This window comes from Sphingobacterium sp. G1-14 (assembly GCF_002196555.1).
In the GTDB taxonomy this organism is placed as follows: Bacteria; Bacteroidota; Bacteroidia; order Sphingobacteriales; family Sphingobacteriaceae; genus Sphingobacterium; species Sphingobacterium siyangense.
The window spans coordinates 4472679-4491757 of record NZ_CP021381.1 but is presented as its reverse complement, the minus strand read 5'-3'; the positions used below and the strand labels follow the sequence as shown (position 1 = coordinate 4491757).

The window sequence follows — 19079 nt, the reverse complement described above, 5'->3', positions numbered from 1 at the left end:
TCCTTGGGTATATGTTACCTTACTATAACAACCAGGTAAGAATAGCTGGGAAACGGTGCAGATCAATATTTTCCAAACCCTTGTACTTTAGCTTTTGTTCCTGTAATAACTTAAACAAGTAATTTTTAGTTATAAATAAGGACAATTCCGATATGACACAGATGACAGAAGTAATTATACATGCCGCCCGCCTAGGCAATGTCGAAGTATTACAGGAACTTATTCGACAGCAGGTAGATTTAAATAGCCGTGACACCAAAGGCTACACGCCGTTGATTATCGCCTGCTATAATAATCAGCTCGCCGCGGCTAAGCTATTGCTCGAATCTGGCGCCGATGTTGATGCACAGGATAATGGTGGCAATACCGCATTGATGGGGGTTGCCTTCAAAGGCTATAAGGATATCGCTGAGATTCTCATTCAACATGGTGCAAACTTAAACCTACAACATGGCAACGGCGGTACAGCACTGATGTTTGCGGCCATGTTTGGCCGAAATGATGTGTTAAAACTGTTGCTCGACAAGGGCGCAGATCCAACGCTCCTTGATGTTCGCGGGCTTTCTGTATGCGACCTTGCGGCCCAGCAGGGCAATGAAGGCGCGATTGCGATACTGGCAAACTAAAGAAAAGATCCGATCGGATAAATACCATCTTAAATAGCGAAAGCCCGGCGTATTACCGGGCTTTTTTATTGTTACCGCCACTTTTCTAAGCCGGTACCTGTCTTGGTTTTTCACGCTCCCAAAAGCGGTGCTGCGCAATTGCTTTGACAAATTTCTCCGCTAAGTAACTGGCGTCTTTTTCGACAATGACTCCTTCTTCAAGCACAGTTTCCTCTGAAAATTCGTCGGGAAGCTTATCGAAGAAATAAGTAGCTTCCAATACCTGAATTGCATCCGCATCCGCTGCAATTGCTTTACAATGTTTAAACGCTTCATTCAGAAAATGTACCGCGTTTGCCTCCGCTTCCAGTGTTGCCACACTATTTTTTCCACCAGGCACATATACAGCATCATACAGTACAGATGCCCCTGTCAGGAAGCTCTCTTCAACCGGGATTTTCGAATTATCAGAGGCCGTGATCTCGCCCAGTTTCGGGGCAATAACATGCACTACCGCACCAGCGGCTACAATCGCTTCGCTTACCGTTTGCAGAGATACCGCATCAACTCCATCCGCAGCAAGTATGGCTACTTTTCTGCTTTGGATACTATCTTTTACCGTATCTTTCATACTCAATGCAGGTGAAACTTTAACCTTTCCTTCAACTTGGATAGGCTCAAAATTTTCGGGGTCAGCATCGGCTGGAAAACTGCGATTGATCGGCTTTTTGGGTTCCTGCGGCACCTTTAATCCAAGTGCAAACGCTACTTCAGCAGCAAGGCCTTTATCCACTAAAGACAAGATACCAATCATACGTTGCCTTACAGCGACGGTTTTTACCTTCCCCAATTCGAAACTGAACGCATCAATAATATGATTTTTCTCGGGCTCTGACTGGCTGTGAAAAAACAACCTTGCCTGGCTAAAATGATCGCGGAAACTATCGCTACGTGCTCGCACTTTTCTCGCGTCAATACGTTCCTGATAGCTCGTAAAGCCACCATCTGCCTCCTTCACCTGGGCAGGGTCGTTACCACCGAGCGAATTTGGCCCATAGCTAGTTTTTCCGCGGTCAATCCTCTGGCGCATAAATCCGTCTCGCTGGTTATTGTATGATGGGTTAATTGGCCGATTAATTGGTATTTCGTGAAAATTGGGACCACCTAAGCGAATCAATTGTGTATCCGTATATGAAAAGAGACGTCCCTGTAATAAGGGGTCATTGGTGAAATCTATCCCTGGTACGACATTGCCTATGTGAAAAGCGGCCTGTTCCGTTTCCGCAAAAAAGTTGTCGGGATTACGATTGAGCGTCATTTTTCCAATTCGCTGTACGGGGACAACTTCTTCAGGAATAATTTTGGTAGAGTCTAGCAAGTCAAAATCAAATTTAAACTCATCTGCCTCTGGAACGATCTGCACGCCTAACTCCCATTCCGGGAATGCGCCGTTTTCGATAGCATCCCAAAGATCGCGCCGGTGAAAATCAGGATCCTTACCTGAAATATTTTGCGCCTCATCCCAAGCGACGGAATGTACCCCCAGAAGCGGCTTCCAATGAAATTTAACAAAGGTGGCTTCTCCCTTCTTATTAATAAATCGAAATGTGTGTACGCCAAAGCCTTCCATCATCCGGTAGCTGCGTGGAATGGCTCGATCACTCATTAACCACATGATCATATGGGTAGACTCCGGCATCAAGGAAATAAAATCCCAAAAAGTATCATGTGCGGAAGCTGCCTGCGGGATTTCATTGTCCGGTTCAGGTTTGACGGCATGTACCAGATCCGGGAATTTCATAGCATCCTGAATAAAGAATACCGGCATATTGTTGCCTACCAAATCGAAATTTCCTTCTTGTGTGTAGAATTTGACGGCAAAGCCACGAACATCACGGGCCAGATCTGTGGATCCCCTGGAACCAGCGACCGTAGAAAAACGTACAAATACCGGGGTCTCTATTTCTGTATCGTTCAAAAAACCAGCTTTGGTCAGCTCTCCCAGCGGTTTGTACAACTTAAAAATGCCATGTGCGCCCGATCCCCGGGCATGCACCACGCGTTCGGGGATACGTTCGTGGTCAAAATGGGTAATCTTCTCCCGTAGGATAAAATCTTCCAGCAGCGTAGCTCCGCGGTCACCTGCACGTAATGAATTTTGATCGTCGTTGATCTTCACTCCCTGGTCGGTGGTCATCAATTGGCCGGTCGCATCGGCTATATGCTGACCTAATGATTTTGTTTTTTCGTTTTCAGGCTGTTTGCCCTTTTTTATTTCTGTTTCTCTCTTTTTCATGTTACTTGATGTGTTATAATTCTTGTGCCGCCGTATAGTTAATTTTATTTTCAGCCACCTCAGTGAGCATTGCGTCAGCCGTTTGTTCCTCTCCGAGTGTCAGCTCAAGCAATTCGGCCACTTCTTGCAGTCCCAATGTGGCAGCAAGCTGGAGCAGACCACCATAGCTGGCGATTTCATAATGCTCTACTTTTTGAGAAGCCAAAATAATACCCACGTCCCGGGTTGCGGTCCCCACTGGAGTACTTTCGATGACGCCCTCCGCTTCTTTGGTAAGCCCTTCCATTGCATCACATTTTTTAGCCAGTGCTTCTTTGCCCAATAGCTTGAATATCTGTTCCAGCCGCGAAACGTGCTCTTCTGTTTCCTTGAGATGATTTTCGATAGCAGTGGCCAATGCCGGTGATGATGCCGCTTTTATCATTTTTGGCAACGATTTGACAAGATGGTTTTCGGCCCAGTAGAGGTCCATTATTTCATCCAAAAAGAGCTCCTGCAACGCTGGATCAGCTTTAACAGTAGCCTTAACTTTAAATTTTGGCGTAGTTCCAGTTTCTTGTTTCATAATCCAATGTTTAGAAAAGTAAATAAACTTATGTTTACTTCATGAACGGATGCCCGAAATAAATCGTTTGCTTTTTTACAAAAAAGCAACCAATATGCGGAAGCGTTCAAGCTATTGAAACAAAACTGGATACAATAAAAAAAAGCTAGGTGGAAAGGTGCCTAGCTTTAAAAAAACATTCTTCATGACTGGGACAAGCAGTCTTTCCTGCAAAATTTGATCGGTCCACTGATTTAAACAGCAATCCGCTATGGGCTGATACCGTCATCTATCCAATATGCAAAACCATGCTTACCGGTGATGATTTACTATATGCAAAAGGCAAGGTAGATGAATAAGTCATCACTTAAGAAAGACCAATACGCGTAAATTCAATTGAACAGCGGCTTACCATAGCAGCCAGGTAAAAATTGCTAGAAAACCGCCGCGGATAAGTAATTCCTGTGCCAGCTCCTCCCGGTCAAGTTTATACCAGCTATATTTTTCATAATACCTCCTGATGGTTTGTCTATTCTTTTCGTGGATGTTTTTATATGTTGTTTTCATAACCGGTTTGTATTGATTTTCTACAAATCCTGCAATTTTAATGCAGTTTATAGGACGTTAGAGGGATTTGGGTAGTTATTTTGTGCGATAGGTTATAAAATACTGGTGTTTTGGGTATTTTAACAAGTTAATTCGGTAAATACGGCCCGATAAAATAGCTATAAATAGACATCAGGCTTAAATAAATGCTGTAATTTAAGCCTGATGTAATAGTTCCTGATATAATAGTTATATCTGATTATCCTATAATTCACTGTTATTGTCGAGCGTGCCTGGCTCATGTCCTGTGGTTTGCTCATGTCTGGCAGTCACTCTTCGGGTCCGTTGGGTCTGATCCGGCGGAAGACCTTCGGTCTTTTTCCCGCCGCTATAGAACGTGTCTTCACTAAAGTGATAATGATCATAGAATTCCGTCGGGTGATAGCTGCTTTCGTTCACGATAAAACCCACATCGCCGGTGCCTTCAAATACATGACGGATACTAAGTTCTGTTTCGGGATCGAGCTGATCCTGTTGATAAGCAGGCAGGCGGATTAACTGATCTTCGTTGACGGATATCACCACAACTTCGCCATCATCGGCAGGATTGTACAGATAATCGGTTGCGGGTTCTTCCGTTGGGATTTCGTCTACTGTTAGTATCACGCTATGGTCGATCGGTTCGACAGCTGGAGTCGGGTAAGCTTCCTCATTGCTGGCCTGAATCTGTGTGCCATCGTAAAGCGACGCCAGTCCAATGGGGACCAATACTTTCTTATCTTCGTCAATAACAAATTCGGCGTCATGGAGATCGATAATGATGTAACGGACCTGTTGGCTTTCAGGGTCAAAGAGCAGATCATCTACCTTGCCGAGCAGTTGGCCGGCCTCATTCTTTACTTTCCAGCCCCGGATATCAGGTTCGCCATCGACAATTTCGTAGTCGCTTCCACCGAGTTCAATCAGATGATTATATTTTTTTTCTTCTAATGCCATGTCTTCAATTTTATTGGGTGATCAATTTTTTATATGCAACGGAGTCTAAAGCGTATCTGTTTGCGGCGCTGTTTCGTTAATGCTTGTATCTGGAGTGGGGTTATTTAACCTGGCGTCACTGTTGTAACGGTTTATAAAATACAGGACCAATCCCAGCGCGATAAGTGAAAGCAGCAGCCATAGCCACCAGGGCGCTCCGTTTCTCGGTTTTACTTCTAAATGTGCCATATATACTTTTTTTTAAAAAAGAACAACCGCTATGGGGCTTCGTTTGAAAAAATTTCGTTTAAGCAAGATTGCCAGGTAAAAGTCAGCTTGAAAACGGTAGAAAAGTAAGAGTTGCACATCGGCGTAAAGGACGCTATTTTCGCTTGGCACAATTGATTGGATAAGCAGTATTCCATTTGAAATAATTAAGTTTGTGGTATAGCGCTTATAAAAAATGCAGTCTCTTTATTTCTATTGGTTACTTGTCTGTTCCTTCGTGGGTACGGCTGTTTTCGGGCAATCGCTGGATTATCCCTCTTTTCGCAATATTTCCTTGGGAACGAATGCAAATACAGTCCACTCTTTTGCACAGGATAGCTTGGGGATGCTTTGGCTGGGAAGTAACAATGGGTTATTTAATTATGATGGCTATGCGCTGCAGCCGCTCACGGGGACCAAATCTCCTTTTCAGACTTTCGTTTACTGCATTGCACTGATCGATAATAAACATTTCGCATTGGGGACAGGGCAGGGGGTGCTGCTCTATAACTATCAGTTCGACCGATTTGAATCTTTTCCGGCAGGGGGACCTGGAGATGTCAGGTCTTTGCTCCTTGTTGGCGATACCTTGTGGATCGGTTCAATAAGTGGTTTGTATTGCTATAATACCAAGACACGTAAACTTATCGATTATCAGAATTCATTTCCAAAGAACAAATCAAAAACCGCCGTGTATGCACTGGAAAAGGTGGGCGATAGAATCTTAATCGGTACATATAATGGACTTTTTGAATTAAATTCATCAAAAAAAGATATTGTGCCTCTACCGCTCCCAGATTATAGGCCGGGGAGTAATCAATTTGTGAATTCTATATTTTCTATTCCGGAATCAGCAAGTACCTATGTGGGGACAGAATACGGCCTGTATCGCTATAATACGAAGAACCATACGCTTCAGAAAACTCCGGTACTACAAAATCATCCCATCAAAGCGATGGCTTCCAAAGATTCCAACACCTTGCTTGTCGGTACGGATGATGGTCTTTTTACGTATCAGCTGGATCAGCAGTTGGTCAAACGGATCAAACATGATTCCCGCAATAGAAACTCGCTGGCCAATAACATCGTGTGGAGTATCTTTAAGGATCGGTCGGAAAATATCTGGCTGGGTACAGACCTGGGATTTTCCTTATGGTCCAACCGTAAGGTGGAAAAAATACTGCCGATCTATCAATTGACTGCGAGCAGCGACGGCAACCGTTTTTATAAAATTAACAGGGATCGCAATGGCTGGTATTGGCTGGGCGGCGATAATGGTTTGATCCGTGTACGTGGGCTGGACGACAAAAATACGGAAAGCAGCTGGTACCGTATGGATGCCAAGACCTATCGTCTGGCACACAACCGTATCCGGGATATATTTGAGGATCATACGGGATTGGTGTGGATAGCCTCAGACGGCGGCGTCAATGTGTTTGATGCGCATACGAAACAGTTTAAAACCTTTACAATTGTCGATGCCAGTGGAAGACGAAATGCGAAATGGTCGTACGACATCTTGCAAGATGGACAGGATAATCTCTGGGTGGCCTCCTATATGGGGGGAATATTTGTCGTCAACCGAAGCCGTTTATTGGAAGCCAAGGGCCCGGTCATAGCAAGCCGTAATTTCAGTAAAGCTGACGGTCTTCTGGAAGATTTTGCCAATCAGATCGTTGACAATGGTAGGGGGAAGATCTTGGCGCTGTTCTATAATAAGGGGATCAGTAGCATTGATGTGGCCACAGGGAAAATAACGGAGCTTAAAGACAGCGCTGGGCATGCATTGGATCAGGCGACCTTTATGCTGAAGGATGGACAGCATACGGTGTGGGTAGGGGAACATGGCGAATTGAGGCGTATTGCTCCGGATGGGAAAAATACATTGGTTCGTTTTGATCCTGTTGGTAAAGGTGAAGTAACTGCCATGGCCGAGGTCAAAGAAAACATCTGGCTGGCAACGAGTATTGGAGTGTGGCAGGTTAATAAGCAGAGTTTAAAAACTGAACTATTAAGATACGGGCAAAGGATATCCTCGATGTATTACGATACAGAGCGGGAGGAAGTGGTGCTGGGCGGAATTGATGAGCTGGTCCTGTTGCCCGCGCAAAATGAGCAAGCGGATCTGGATGGTTCCAAAAAGATTGTGCTCACCGCAATGTATGTCAATAATGAACGTTTCGGTAATTACGACTATGGTTTACGGTATAAAAACGAGATCACTTTGGCGCATGATCAGAATAACCTTCGGCTTGAATTTTCCGATTTGGATTATGGAAATCATTTAGGCTATCGCCTAGCTTATGCTTTTAAAGGAAAAAATGAAACCTGGATTCCGATGGAACGGGGTGACAACAAAGTGCTCCTGTCCAACTTAAGTTCGGGTAACTACGACCTTCAGTTGGCTAAAGTGGATGTCGCCGGTCATGTTGTGTCGGAGATTTATACCTACCATATTCAGATCCGTTATCCATGGTATGCAAGCTATTGGGCCAAAGCTGCTTACGTCCTCGTTGTTATTTTCCTGCTATTTTGGGTCGTCAATTTTTTCAGGGTTCGCAGTACACTAAAATGGGAAAGGCGCGAACGGAGAAAGGTACTTGAGCTCACAAAGATGAAAATGGACTTCCTGGCAGCTGTGTCGCATGAGCTGAAAACCCCGTTAAGCCTGATTTTGGCCCCTGTCAGCCAAATGATGCGGCAGACAAAGAACAGTGACAAAAAGAAGCAGTTGGATGGTGTTCATCGAAATGCCTTAAAAATAAGCCATCTCATCCAGGAATTGATGACTTTTGATCAGGTCGAGCAGCAACAGACGCCCTTGCAGGGCCTGCTTACCTCTCAGATGGATCTGGTCGCCTATAGCAGACAAATTATAGCTGACTGGCAGCAGGTACCTGAGTACAGTACCGTCCATATTGACTTTGTTACCGATGTAGAGAGCTTTTTTATACAGACCGATGTAGCCAAACTGGGATCGATTCTCAACAACCTCATCGCTAATGCCTGTAAGTATAATCGTCCGGAGGGTAGCGTGGAACTGCAGCTGAAAGTAATTGGTCCGGATGTCAAGCTTATCGTTCGGGATACGGGAATTGGTATAGCACCTGAAGACCTACCTTATGTCTTCAGCAAATTCTATCGTTCTTCCCTGAAAGAAGTGAGTGCTGTACAGGGCACGGGCGTTGGTCTGTACCTGGTCAAAAGTTATTGTGAGCAGTTGGGCTGGAGCGTTGATATAGCGAGCGATCAAAAGGGCACAGCCGTAACGCTTAGTTGGAAACATGACCATGTAAACGATAAGGATGCGACCGATAGCATACCGGTAGGGGGTAAACGAAAGCTACTGATCGTCGAAGATAATGCCGAACTCGCTGATTTTTTACGAAATGCCATGCAGTCGCATTACGATTGCCGCATTGTGAGTGATGGTAGCGAGGGCTTACGCTTGATCGACGGACATAGTTTTGTGCCCGACATTATTCTCACGGATGCCATGATGCCCAATATGGGGGGAATTGAAATGGTGAAAAAACTACGACAAAATATCGTGACGGCAACTATTCCGATCATTTTGCTGACAGCACAAGACGATGAGCTGATCAGACGCGAGTGGGTTGCCGTCGGCATAGATGCTTATATGGCGAAACCTTTTGATCTGGACTTGCTCCAGATACAGCTATTGCAGCTCTTGGATAGGAAAGATAAGATTGTCGCTCAATTGCGTATCGACGAAATCAGTAAACCCACAGAAGCAATAGCTGTACATTCACCGGATGAAAAATTTCTGACCAATGTGACACAGCTGATCGAAGAAAATTTGGACGATTCGGAATTTTCGGTGCAGCGGCTCAGTGAGCTCACGGATGTCGCCGCCAGACAACTCCATCGTAAAATTAAGCAACTAACAGGCTATACACCGGTGGAGTATATACGCAGCATTCGTATCAAGAAAGCAGCGCTGTTATTACAGCAAAAAAAGTTTACCGTTTCCGAGGTGATGTATATGGTCGGATTCTCCAATGCTTCTTATTTCTCAAAATGTTTTCAATCGGAATTTGGGATGTCACCAAAGGTGTATATGGAAGGTTATTTGTAATTGGTTGATTGTTAGTGTTGTTTATTGTTTTGGGTGGTTGGGAATGTCCAATTTGTGTTGTTCTTTGTCCGATATGTGGCTTTAAAAAATAATCACGTTTGATAGGTTTGTAAGAGTAATAACCAAAAAATTATAAATCGATACAATCCATGCGTGTAATTATTTTATGCTGCTTTGCTCTCTTGGGCTATGTCAATTCTTACGCTCAATCGAAGGCTATTAAAAAGGTCCCTACAGTTTTTGTCGACCGTGAAGGTGTCATGCGCTGGTCCGACTCCAAAGCTGAAGCTTCATTTTATGGCGTCAATTATACCGTTCCTTTTGCCCATGCCTTTCGGGCTTTACACGATAAAGGCATCGATCGAAAGCGGGCTATTGATCGGGACGTTTATCACTTCGCCCGTTTGGGATATAACGCTTATCGTATCCATATTTGGGATGTAGAAATCTCCGATAAAAATGGTAACCTGATCAGCAATGAACACCTTGATCTATTGGATTATCTACTTTTTAAACTTCAGGAAAGGGGAATTAGGATCCTGATTACGGGAATGACCAATTTTGGTAATGGTTATCCTGAAAGAAATATAAATACAGATGCATTTACGTATCATTATGATAAGTGTGAGGTTCATGCTAATCCACAGGCGATAGCTGCTCAAGAAAAATACATTACCCAGTTACTTCATCATGTCAACCCGTATACCGGAAATGCTTATCAGACGGACCCTTACATCATAGGCTTTGAAATAAATAATGAACCTTGCCATACAGGTGCCATTCAGACGACGTCGGACTATATCGGTCGAATGGTGAAGGCCATGAAGAAAAGTGGGAACAAAAAACCGATTTTCTACAATGTAAGTCATAATATGGAACATGTTAAGGCTTATTTTGATGCTGATATCCAAGGCACAACTTATCAATGGTATCCTGTGGGACTGGTTGCTGGACGGGAACGTCAAGGGAATTTTCTTCCTTACATTGATCAGTACGATATCCCTTTTTCAAACTTGAAAGGCTTCGCCAACAAAGCGAAAGCAGTTTACGAATATGATCCTGCTGATAATCTTTACAGCTACATGCATCCCGCAATGAGCCGCACATTTCGTTCGGCGGGATTTCAGTGGATCACTCAGTTTGCTTACGATCCGATGGATATTGCAGCCTATAATACCGAATATCAGACACATTATCTCAATTTGGCTTATACACCGGCAAAAGCACTGAGTACCATGATTGCTGCAGAGGTGGCTTATACGATACCGAGAAATAAAAAGTTTGAACATTACCCTCAAGACACCCTATTTGGCGATTTTAGTGTTAGTTATGAGCAGGATCTCTCCGTGATGAATGCGCAGGATAAGTATTTTTACACCAATAATACGACTGTAAGGCCTTTAAATCCAACGAAATTGCAACATGTTGCCGGTCATGGTTCGTCACCTGTGGTGGAATACGGTGGATCTGGTGCTTATTTTTTAGATCGTCTGGAAGATGGTCTATGGCGCTTGGAGGTTATGCCGGATGCAGAAAAAATCGCTGATCCTTTTGCTAAGCCATCGCTCGATCGTGAGGTGGTACATATTCTGTACCGGTCACAGAGGATCGATATTCGGATTCCTGATCTAGGCGACCTGTTTACCGTCCGTTCACTGTTAGGGAAAAATGACACCGATGAAGCTATTTCAGTCGCTAAAACAAGTTTCAGCGTTAAGCCTGGAGTATATCTGTTAAAGCGTAAGAATATCCAGCTGAAAAATAGCTGGCTAGCTTCCTCGCCCTGGAAAAATGGCTATTTGGGCGAATATTACGCGCCAAAAACTGAAGCGCTGAAGCAGCCTTTATTGATACACCAGCAGCCCGAAATATTGGAAAAAGGGCGCTCTACCAAATTGCAGTTCCGTTATGTTTTTGAAAAACAGCCCGATTCCATTATTCTACAAACGGACCAGGTTTCGTTTTGGAAAGATCATAATCCCTACATCAAGTTGATCTCCAAAGATAACTGTACCTATGAAGCGGATGTCCCGGCATCTTTATTCGTGGGCAATGAATTGAAATATACAGCTACTGTGTTTGTGGATGGTGAAAAAATTACCTATCCTGATAATCAGACTGGAGCACCGCTGGATTGGAATTATCGTGTCAATAGGTATTGGACGGTGGGCTTATATGAGCAGCGTGCGCCTATAGGGCTTTTTGAGTCCTTGTCCAAAGTGTCTTCTTTGGAAACTTTCGCTATTCCAGAAACGGCTTACATGAATGCGAAACGGGAGCATCATGATCTCAGTAAAGTTCCTTTTTGGACCTATACTTTTCATGCCAAGGATTCGGGGGTACAGTATTTTTGGGTAAAAGATATCAAATCGGCAATTGCTGAACGGCCTGTGGGTATCGCTGCTGCCACAAAGCTCTGTATACTCTTGAAACATGAAGGCGGGAATCCGCTGCTGAATGCTGGGTTTGTGACAAAAAAAGGGTATACCTATGTGGATAATATAGCTATTGGGGCATCCGGCGAAACAGTGGTTCGTATGGATCTAGCCAACTTAAAGCTCGTGCCTACGGCTTTGCTACCTGCTCCTTATCCTGTATTTCTTGAACGGTTTTTTAAGCCCACGGTTCTGGTTCAATTTGACAAAAGGGATATCGAAAAACTAATCGTTTCAGGCGAAAAGATGGAGGGGGTGGCACTATCTATAGCTGCGATATGGCTCGAATAGCGATACAGCTGCTTAATGCCACCGATTAGTAGGGCATGGATAATAATCCGTCAGGCCGTAAGGATCAAGGTTTGGAGCAGAACGACGACCTGAAAAAAACGGCTGCGTTTTTTAGGGGAATGCTTAAATAAAGCGATAAGGAATACAAAAAATATAATAAAGGGAAAGAAAACAATTATAAACACATCTAAATTTTAAACAATGAAGGGTTTTGCATTTAAAACAAGTTTATTGGGCTTGTCCTTGCTATCCTGTCTTGGGGAAACGCAGCTTTATGCTGCAACGAAAGGGGAAAGCAAGTGGATCAGGTCGATGCAACAACAGGATGTCCGTGGGGTGGTCCGCAACGAGCATGGGCAGGTGATGGCAGGTGTAACAGTATTGGTGGCCGGAACTACGGTGGGCACTTCAACAGCGAGTGATGGCTCGTACCGTATCTCATTGCCCAAGGGTAAATCCCAGCTTCTATTCTCTGTTGTAGGCTACAGTAGCCAAACCTTGACGGTGGTAGGGGGAACATCCGTGGATGTCAGCATGGTGCCTGCGGGAAATGTGCTGGAAGAGCTCGTCATCGTAGGTTATGGTAGTACAACAAAAAAGGATCTAACCGGTGCCGTAAATACGGTCGGAAGCAAGGATTTTAACAGTGGACTTGTCGGCTCTCCCGAACAGCTGATCAATGGAAAAACAGCTGGTGTGCAGGTGATGTCCAACAGCGGTTCTCCTTCTTCCGGGAGTACGATACGTATCCGTGGGGGAGCCTCCTTGAGTGCCAGCAACGATCCATTGATCGTATTGGACGGTGTACCGCTAGAGACTGGTGGTATTAGCGGCAATAGTGGCAATTTTCTCAGTCTGATCAACCCGAATGATATCGAAAGCATGACAGTGCTCAAAGATGCATCATCGACAGCAATATATGGATCCCGAGCGTCAAACGGGGTATTATTGATAACAACAAAGAAGGGTAAAGGAGATGCTTTACGGCTTTCTTTCTCTTCAATCGTGTCCATGCAGCAGGCTATGGGAGTGGCTGATATGATGTCGCGCGATGAATTTGCCTCGCTCATCAATACCAAAGGGAGCACTGCCCAAAAGGCGTTATTGGGCAATGCCTCAACAGATTGGCTGTCTGAGGTTTTTCAGGATGCCATCGGGACGGATAATAACTTAAGTCTACAGGGAAAGATCGGCAAAACCTTGCCTTTTCGTACATCGGTGGGCTATTATAATCAGCAAGGGACTTTGCGGACCGACAAAACGGAGCGCGTGACGGGCGCTTTGGTGTTAAATCCCACTTTTTTTAATAAACACCTGACCGTAAATTTAAATGTTAAAGGTGCCCATAACAACAACGGTTTTGCCAATACCGATGCGATATGGTCTGCTGTAGCATTTAATCCTACGCAACCGATTTATTCTGGGGCAGATGCTTATGGTGGCTATTACGAGAGTTTGGATAATGCCGGTCTTCCGGCAACAGGTGCAAACCTCAATCCACTTGGATTGCTCAAGCAGGAAAAACACCGTAGTACAGTCAATAGAGCCGTGGGTAACCTTGACCTCGATTATAAATTCCATCTGCTACCTGAATTGAAAGCGCACGTAACACTCGGATATGACTATGCCAAAGGAAATGGATCGAATCTTATTCCGGCAAGTGCAGCCAATAATTTTACGATCGGAGGCGCTTTTGACCGTTATGAACAGACGCTTAAAAATAAATTGTTTACAGGCTATCTAAACTATAATAAGTTCTTCCCGGAAATTAAAAGTACAATTGACGTGACAGCAGGTCACGATTATCAATATTGGAGTGCCCGACGGCCACCTATAGTATACTATAACGAAGCTGGTGATATACGCTCGACTGCTATTGCATCTGACGAACGACATACGCTGATTTCCTGGTACGGACGGATCAACTACAATTACGATAACCGTTATTTATTGACCGCTACGGTCCGTAAGGATGGAACTTCCCGATTCAGCCCCGAAAACCGTTGGGGAACATTTCCCTCAGTCGCCTTGGCCTGGCGTCTTTCGCAGGAGTCTTTCATGAAAGGAATCTCTTTCCTGGACGATCTAAAGCTCCGTGCGAGTTACGGCGTTACAGGTCAGCAGGAAGGGATCGGAAATTACGAATATTTGCCGGTATACAATTTGGGAACAGCCTATGCACAGTATCGTTTCGGCGATCAGTACCATTTGGTGTATAGACCATCGGTTTACAATCGGGACTTACGCTGGGAAACGACCAAAGCATTTAACTACGGCCTGGATTTCGCTTTGTGGAAAAACAGGGTGTCTGGTTCAATAGAATATTACACAAGGAAAACGCATGATTTATTGGCCAATGTGCCTGTAGCCGCGGGAACCAATTTTGACCAGAATGCGACTATTAACGTAGGTAATGTCGAAAGCAGTGGGTTCGAATTTCAACTGAATACCGTACCTATACAAAAGGATGATTTGCGCTGGGAAGTCAATTTCAATGCGACTAATCAGCATACTAAAGTGACCAATATAGCTCTGGTGCAGGATGCCAATGCCGTGGGAACTTATGTGGGACCGAATGTCAGTGGTCGTGGTATACAGATTCTGACAACGGGGTATCAGCCTTACATGTTTTATGTCTACAAACAGTTATACAATGAGGCTGGCAAGCCGCTCGAAGGTGTATATGCGGATCTGAATGGTGATGGAGCGATCAACGAAAAAGACTTGTACCGCTATCAATCGCCGGCAGCAAAATGGCTCTTCGGTTTCAATACGCAGTTAACCTACAAAAAATGGACAGCAGCAACGACACTACGTGCAAATTTGGGTAACTACGTATTCAATAATACCAAAATGAATCTTAGTGCTTGGGAGACAGTTCAATATGTCGATGCGTCGATCAATAACTTACATCGGGATTACTTGAGTACCCAATTCCAGACCAGACAATATTATTCGGATTATTATGTCGAAAATGCATCTTTCCTTCGGATGGAAAACCTGTCGGTGAACTATAATTTTGGTCAGGTGGGTAAGATCTCCAATCTACGTGTGGGTGCAGTAGCTCAGAATGTTTTTATTGTGAGCAAATATAGCGGAATGGACCCTGAGGTTCCGAGTGGATTCGACAGCTCGTTCTACCCACGCTCAAGAACTTTCTCCTTGAGTCTCAATATGGATTTTTAATGGCTCCCTCAAAAAAGAAAACTTATATAGCGATGAAAAATATAAAAAGATATTGTTTTGGATTGTTGAGTATAATCGCATTGCTACAATCCTGTACAAAAGACTTAAACCAGTATCCTACTGTAGAAACTACTTCGGAGTCGGTATACACCTCTGTGGATGGTTACCGGGCTGTACTTGCTAAATTGTATGCCTCATTTGCCGTTGCGGGCAATGGACGTGGTGATGCCGATCCGGATATGGCGGGCAGCACGGCCTCTTGGGGTTACCTTCGGGTTTACTTTAACTTGCAGGAGGTACCGACTGATGAAGTGATCTATACATGGGCAGGAGGCGACAATATGACCGATATCCAGTATATGACCTGGGGAGCTTCTGATACCTGGGTGAATGCCATGTATTATCGGATCTACTATACGGTAGCCATCTGTAATGAATTTCTACGGAATGCAACAACAGAGAAGCTGGCGACTTTTAATTCGGCCGAGCAGGCACAAATTTTGGAGTTCGCAGCCGAAGCGCGTTTTCTGCGTGCATTGGCCTATAGTCATGCCATGGACCTTTATGGGAACGTTCCTTTTGTGACTGAAAAGGACCCGGTTGCTGCATTTTTTCCACCACGGATGACAAGAGCTGATCTCTTTGCATTTATTGAAAAAGAATTGACTGAGATCGAGACGATCTTACCGGAAGCACGTCAAAATGAGTATGGCCGGGTAAGCCGTGCTGCCGCCTGGTCCCTATTGGCCAAAAATTATCTTAATGCACAGGTCTATACGGGTACAGCACGAAATGCGGAATGTCTGAATTATGCTAAAAAAGTGATTGATGCTGGATATTCCTTAAATGCGAACTATAAGCAGGTATTTAATGCTGATAATGATAAACGGACCAATGAAATTATTTTCCCGATAGAGGCCGATGTAGCGCATACAACGACATGGGGTGCGACAACGTATCTTGTCAACGGCCCTATTGTTGGAAGCATGAAATCATCGGATTACGGTGTGCTTTCCGGCTGGAATAGTTTTCGTACACTTCGCGAATTTGTGGCACTCTTTCAGGCGGAAGACAAAAGAGGTGATTTCTGGAAAAACGGCCAGTCCCTGGATGTCGAAGACCCCGCTGCCTCGAGCCAGGGATATGGGCTTGTTAAGTTTACAAATTTGAAAGATGATGGTACCTATACGACAGATGAAGGTTTGGTAAGTACTGATTTCCCGATGATCCGCTTGGCCGACGTGTATCTAATGTATGCTGAGGCTGTACTGCGCGGTGGCGGAGGAAGTGTACAGGAAGCGATCAGGTTGGTAAACAGTATCCGTCAGCGGGGGTATGGTAGTTCGGCCGGAGCCATTGACCAGGCGCAGCTGACACTGGATTTTATCCTCGCAGAACGCGGCCGTGAACTGTTTTGGGAGTGTACGCGTCGTACTGACCTGATTCGATTTGGGAAATTTACCGGTAGCGATTACATCTGGCAATGGAAAGGCGGTGACATGAACGGCCGCTCTGTGGATGCGAAATTCAATCTGTATCCGATTCCAACCACTGATATGAGCGCTAACCCGAATTTGATCCAAAATCCTGGCTACTAGCGGTGGCTGGCATTAATAACTAAATCTATGGAGATATACGGCTATTTGAAAGCACATATGCTGCGAAGAGTATCCAGGTATTCCCATATGGACTTTTAAAGATAATGATACCTATGAAACAATTGACACTCTATATCCTGGTGTTGCTTTTCGTTGCCTGTAAAAAGGAGGGTGGAACACCGGCTGTCAGTGGGATAAAACCTGCAGTGTTGTACAGCAGTACAACAGAACTGGTCTTAAAATCTACTGATCGCAAGGCCGTGGCTCTGCAGCTTGTCTGGGATGAGGCGATTTTGGCCAGCGATGAACCAATGGCGCAGTCGGCTTTAAAAAATAAAATAGAAATTGCTGCTGATCCATCTTTTTCTGCTGTCTCCAAAAGTATCGAACAGGTTGCAAGCTCGCTCAGCTATACGCATGAACAATTGAATAACCTTGTCACGGGAATGGGATTTTTGCCTGATGAAAAGAATGTGTTTTATGTCCGTATTGCTTCACGATTGGGAACCAATACAGATTGGCTCTACAGCAATGTGATCGCCCTGACTGTCACCGCTTACCAGCCCGTTGAGGATGCTGCCTATCTCTATCTATCAAATAAAGAGTTTACGCAATTTCCATGGAAACTGTGTTCGAGAAAGGAAGATGGTTTTTACGATGGTTTTGTGCGTCTCGACCAATGGTACAACTTCTATTTAACCAATGCGGAAAGTGCGAGTGCACCGCTCATCTATGGTTCTTATCCCCTGGATGGTAGCCAATATATCTTGTATAGCGGAGCTGATCGCTGGAATTGCTGGACGAGTAAAGGTGGATACTTATACTTGACAGCCGATGTCAATAAATTGGCCTGGAAAGAAACTTCCGTAGAATCCATGACGGTAACGGGCGATTTTAATGGTTGGAGTGCAACAGCAACACCAATGGTATATGACCAGACGGCGAAGGTTTGGAAAGCAACCATCACGACAACGGTAGCTGAACAATGGGGAATTAAGGTATTGATCAATGGCAGCTGGACTTGGTTTTTTGGCGCAGCAGAGGGCGATGGAAACTGTGCTTTGTATACGGCCGATGGAACTGGCTTCGCTTATGATAAGATCGGTACACATACCTTGATTCTTGATCTAAGCGATCCAAAACAATTCAAATATCATGTGGAATAAAATAGATAGGGACGGGTTCTTAAATGAAATAATCGGATGAAAAAAATAAAAATAATGTTGGCCCTAATAGGCTTGTGTTTGGGCTTGTCTGGCTGCAACGACAAAGATAATCTTAAGGTGGATGTACCTAAAACACATTTGGCAAAAGGTGCGGACGTGAGCTGGATTACTGAAATGGAAGCCTCAGGTGTGCAATTTTTTAATGCAGGAGGCAGCGCAGTGGATGGGCTGAAAATCTTGCGTGGACTGGGCATGGATGCGGTACGATTGCGTGTTTGGGTAGATCCTCAGCAAGGCTGGTGCAACAAGAGTGATGTACTGGTCAAAGCTCGTCGTGCGCATCATCTGGGCATGCGTATTATGGTGGATTTTCATTACAGTGACACCTGGGCGGATCCGGGACAGCAGACAAAGCCTGCAGCTTGGAAGAGTTTATCGTTTGATGGTTTAAAGAAGGCTGTTAGTGATCATACAACGGAGGTTCTTCAATTGCTAAAAGATAGCGGTATCTCACCTGAATGGGTGCAGGTCGGTAATGAAACGGGCAATGGGATGCTTTGGGAAGATGGAAAAGCCTCTGTCAGTATGGCTAATTATGCCACATTGAATAATGCCGGCTATGATGCGGTAAAAGCAGTATTTCCGGCAGCAAAAGTGATCGTACACCTGCACAATGGATTTGACAATAACTTGTTTCGTTGGATGTTCGATGGTCTGAAAAACAACGGTGGGAAATGGGATGTGATTGGCATGTCACTTTATCCGACCCCAGAAAACTGGGAAGAGCGCAATGCGGCCTGCATCAGCAACATCAAAGATATGGTTGCCCGATACAATTCAGAAGTGATGATCTGCGAGGTGGGGATGAGCTGGGATGAAGCAGATAGTGCTGAAATATGGTTAAAGGATCTTTTCAACGCGGTCAATAGTGTGCCCGATCAGAAAGTACTGGGTATATTCTATTGGGAGCCTTTGGCGTATGGTGGCTGGAATGGTTATACCCTAGGCGCATTTGACAATAATGGGCGCCCAACAAAAGCATTGAATGCTTTTAAATAAGGTATATTTAAA

At 44.6% G+C, this 19079-nt stretch carries 12 protein-coding genes; 7 read left to right on the top strand and 5 right to left on the bottom strand.

Annotation, left to right across the window (positions count from 1 at the left end):
* Positions 1-152: 152 nt before the first annotated feature.
* On the top strand, positions 153-626 hold the full coding sequence (locus CBM24_RS19360; protein WP_088162366.1) for an ankyrin repeat domain-containing protein: 474 nt from the start codon (positions 153-155) through the stop codon (positions 624-626).
* An 85-nt stretch (positions 627-711) separates the two neighbouring features.
* Here CBM24_RS19360 and CBM24_RS19355 read toward each other — a convergent pair whose 3' ends face one another.
* The 5 genes from CBM24_RS19355 to CBM24_RS19340 form a co-directional block, all read right to left on the bottom strand.
* On the bottom strand, positions 712-2901 hold the full coding sequence (locus CBM24_RS19355; protein WP_088162365.1) for a catalase: 2190 nt from the start codon (positions 2899-2901) through the stop codon (positions 712-714).
* A 13-nt stretch (positions 2902-2914) separates the two neighbouring features.
* Positions 2915-3466, bottom strand: coding sequence for a ferritin-like domain-containing protein (locus CBM24_RS19350; RefSeq protein WP_088162364.1), 552 nt, complete (start codon positions 3464-3466; stop codon positions 2915-2917).
* Positions 3467-3853: 387 nt separating this feature from the next.
* Positions 3854-4012 (bottom strand): hypothetical protein, encoded by a 159-nt coding sequence (locus CBM24_RS27390; RefSeq protein WP_157698528.1) that lies wholly within the window; start codon positions 4010-4012, stop codon positions 3854-3856.
* Between the two features lie 243 nt (positions 4013-4255).
* Positions 4256-4987: a PRC-barrel domain-containing protein gene (locus tag CBM24_RS19345; protein ID WP_088162363.1), complete on the bottom strand. Its 732-nt coding sequence runs from the start codon at positions 4985-4987 to the stop codon at positions 4256-4258.
* A 45-nt stretch (positions 4988-5032) separates the two neighbouring features.
* Entirely contained in the window at positions 5033-5215 is a 183-nt protein-coding gene (locus CBM24_RS19340) for a hypothetical protein (RefSeq protein ID WP_088162362.1), read from the bottom strand.
* 214 nt (positions 5216-5429) lie between these two features.
* Here CBM24_RS19340 and CBM24_RS19335 point away from each other — a divergent pair, with 214 nt between their 5' ends.
* From CBM24_RS19335 to CBM24_RS19310, 6 genes are all read left to right on the top strand, one after another.
* The gene (locus tag CBM24_RS19335) at positions 5430-9332 is read left to right on the top strand and encodes an ATP-binding protein (protein WP_088162361.1); all 3903 of its coding nucleotides are present in this window, start codon (positions 5430-5432) and stop codon (positions 9330-9332) included.
* 149 nt (positions 9333-9481) lie between these two features.
* Positions 9482-12058, top strand: a complete 2577-nt coding sequence (locus CBM24_RS19330) for a hypothetical protein (protein ID WP_198385956.1) — start codon at positions 9482-9484, stop codon at positions 12056-12058.
* A 201-nt stretch (positions 12059-12259) separates the two neighbouring features.
* Positions 12260-15244, top strand: a complete 2985-nt coding sequence (locus CBM24_RS19325; RefSeq protein WP_198385955.1) for a SusC/RagA family TonB-linked outer membrane protein — start codon at positions 12260-12262, stop codon at positions 15242-15244.
* A gap of 32 nt (positions 15245-15276) precedes the next feature.
* Positions 15277-16842, top strand: a complete 1566-nt coding sequence (locus CBM24_RS19320; RefSeq protein WP_088163671.1) for a RagB/SusD family nutrient uptake outer membrane protein — start codon at positions 15277-15279, stop codon at positions 16840-16842.
* Between the two features lie 113 nt (positions 16843-16955).
* Complete coding sequence (locus CBM24_RS19315; RefSeq protein WP_198385954.1) at positions 16956-18008, top strand: DUF5111 domain-containing protein; 1053 nt, start codon at positions 16956-16958, stop codon at positions 18006-18008.
* A 36-nt stretch (positions 18009-18044) separates the two neighbouring features.
* On the top strand, positions 18045-19067 hold the full coding sequence (locus CBM24_RS19310; protein ID WP_088162359.1) for an arabinogalactan endo-beta-1,4-galactanase: 1023 nt from the start codon (positions 18045-18047) through the stop codon (positions 19065-19067).
* The last annotated feature ends 12 nt before the right edge of the window (positions 19068-19079 follow it).

Bases quoted from the DNA above. Each gene is read 5' to 3' on its own strand.
- CBM24_RS19345 (WP_088162363.1), bottom strand. From the start codon at position 4,987: ATGGCATTAGAAGAAAAAAAATATAATCATCTGATTGAACTCGGTGGA.
- CBM24_RS19335 (WP_088162361.1), top strand. From the start codon at position 5,430: ATGCAGTCTCTTTATTTCTATTGGTTACTTGTCTGTTCCTTCGTGGGT.
- CBM24_RS19325 (WP_198385955.1), top strand. From the start codon at position 12,260: ATGAAGGGTTTTGCATTTAAAACAAGTTTATTGGGCTTGTCCTTGCTA.
- CBM24_RS19350 (WP_088162364.1), bottom strand. From the start codon at position 3,466: ATGAAACAAGAAACTGGAACTACGCCAAAATTTAAAGTTAAGGCTACT.
- CBM24_RS19360 (WP_088162366.1), top strand. From the start codon at position 153: ATGACACAGATGACAGAAGTAATTATACATGCCGCCCGCCTAGGCAAT.
- CBM24_RS19340 (WP_088162362.1), bottom strand. From the start codon at position 5,215: ATGGCACATTTAGAAGTAAAACCGAGAAACGGAGCGCCCTGGTGGCTA.
- CBM24_RS19310 (WP_088162359.1), top strand. From the start codon at position 18,045: ATGAAAAAAATAAAAATAATGTTGGCCCTAATAGGCTTGTGTTTGGGC.
- CBM24_RS19330 (WP_198385956.1), top strand. From the start codon at position 9,482: ATGCGTGTAATTATTTTATGCTGCTTTGCTCTCTTGGGCTATGTCAAT.
- CBM24_RS19315 (WP_198385954.1), top strand. From the start codon at position 16,956: ATGAAACAATTGACACTCTATATCCTGGTGTTGCTTTTCGTTGCCTGT.
- CBM24_RS27390 (WP_157698528.1), bottom strand. From the start codon at position 4,012: ATGAAAACAACATATAAAAACATCCACGAAAAGAATAGACAAACCATC.
- CBM24_RS19320 (WP_088163671.1), top strand. From the start codon at position 15,277: ATGAAAAATATAAAAAGATATTGTTTTGGATTGTTGAGTATAATCGCA.
- CBM24_RS19355 (WP_088162365.1), bottom strand. From the start codon at position 2,901: ATGAAAAAGAGAGAAACAGAAATAAAAAAGGGCAAACAGCCTGAAAAC.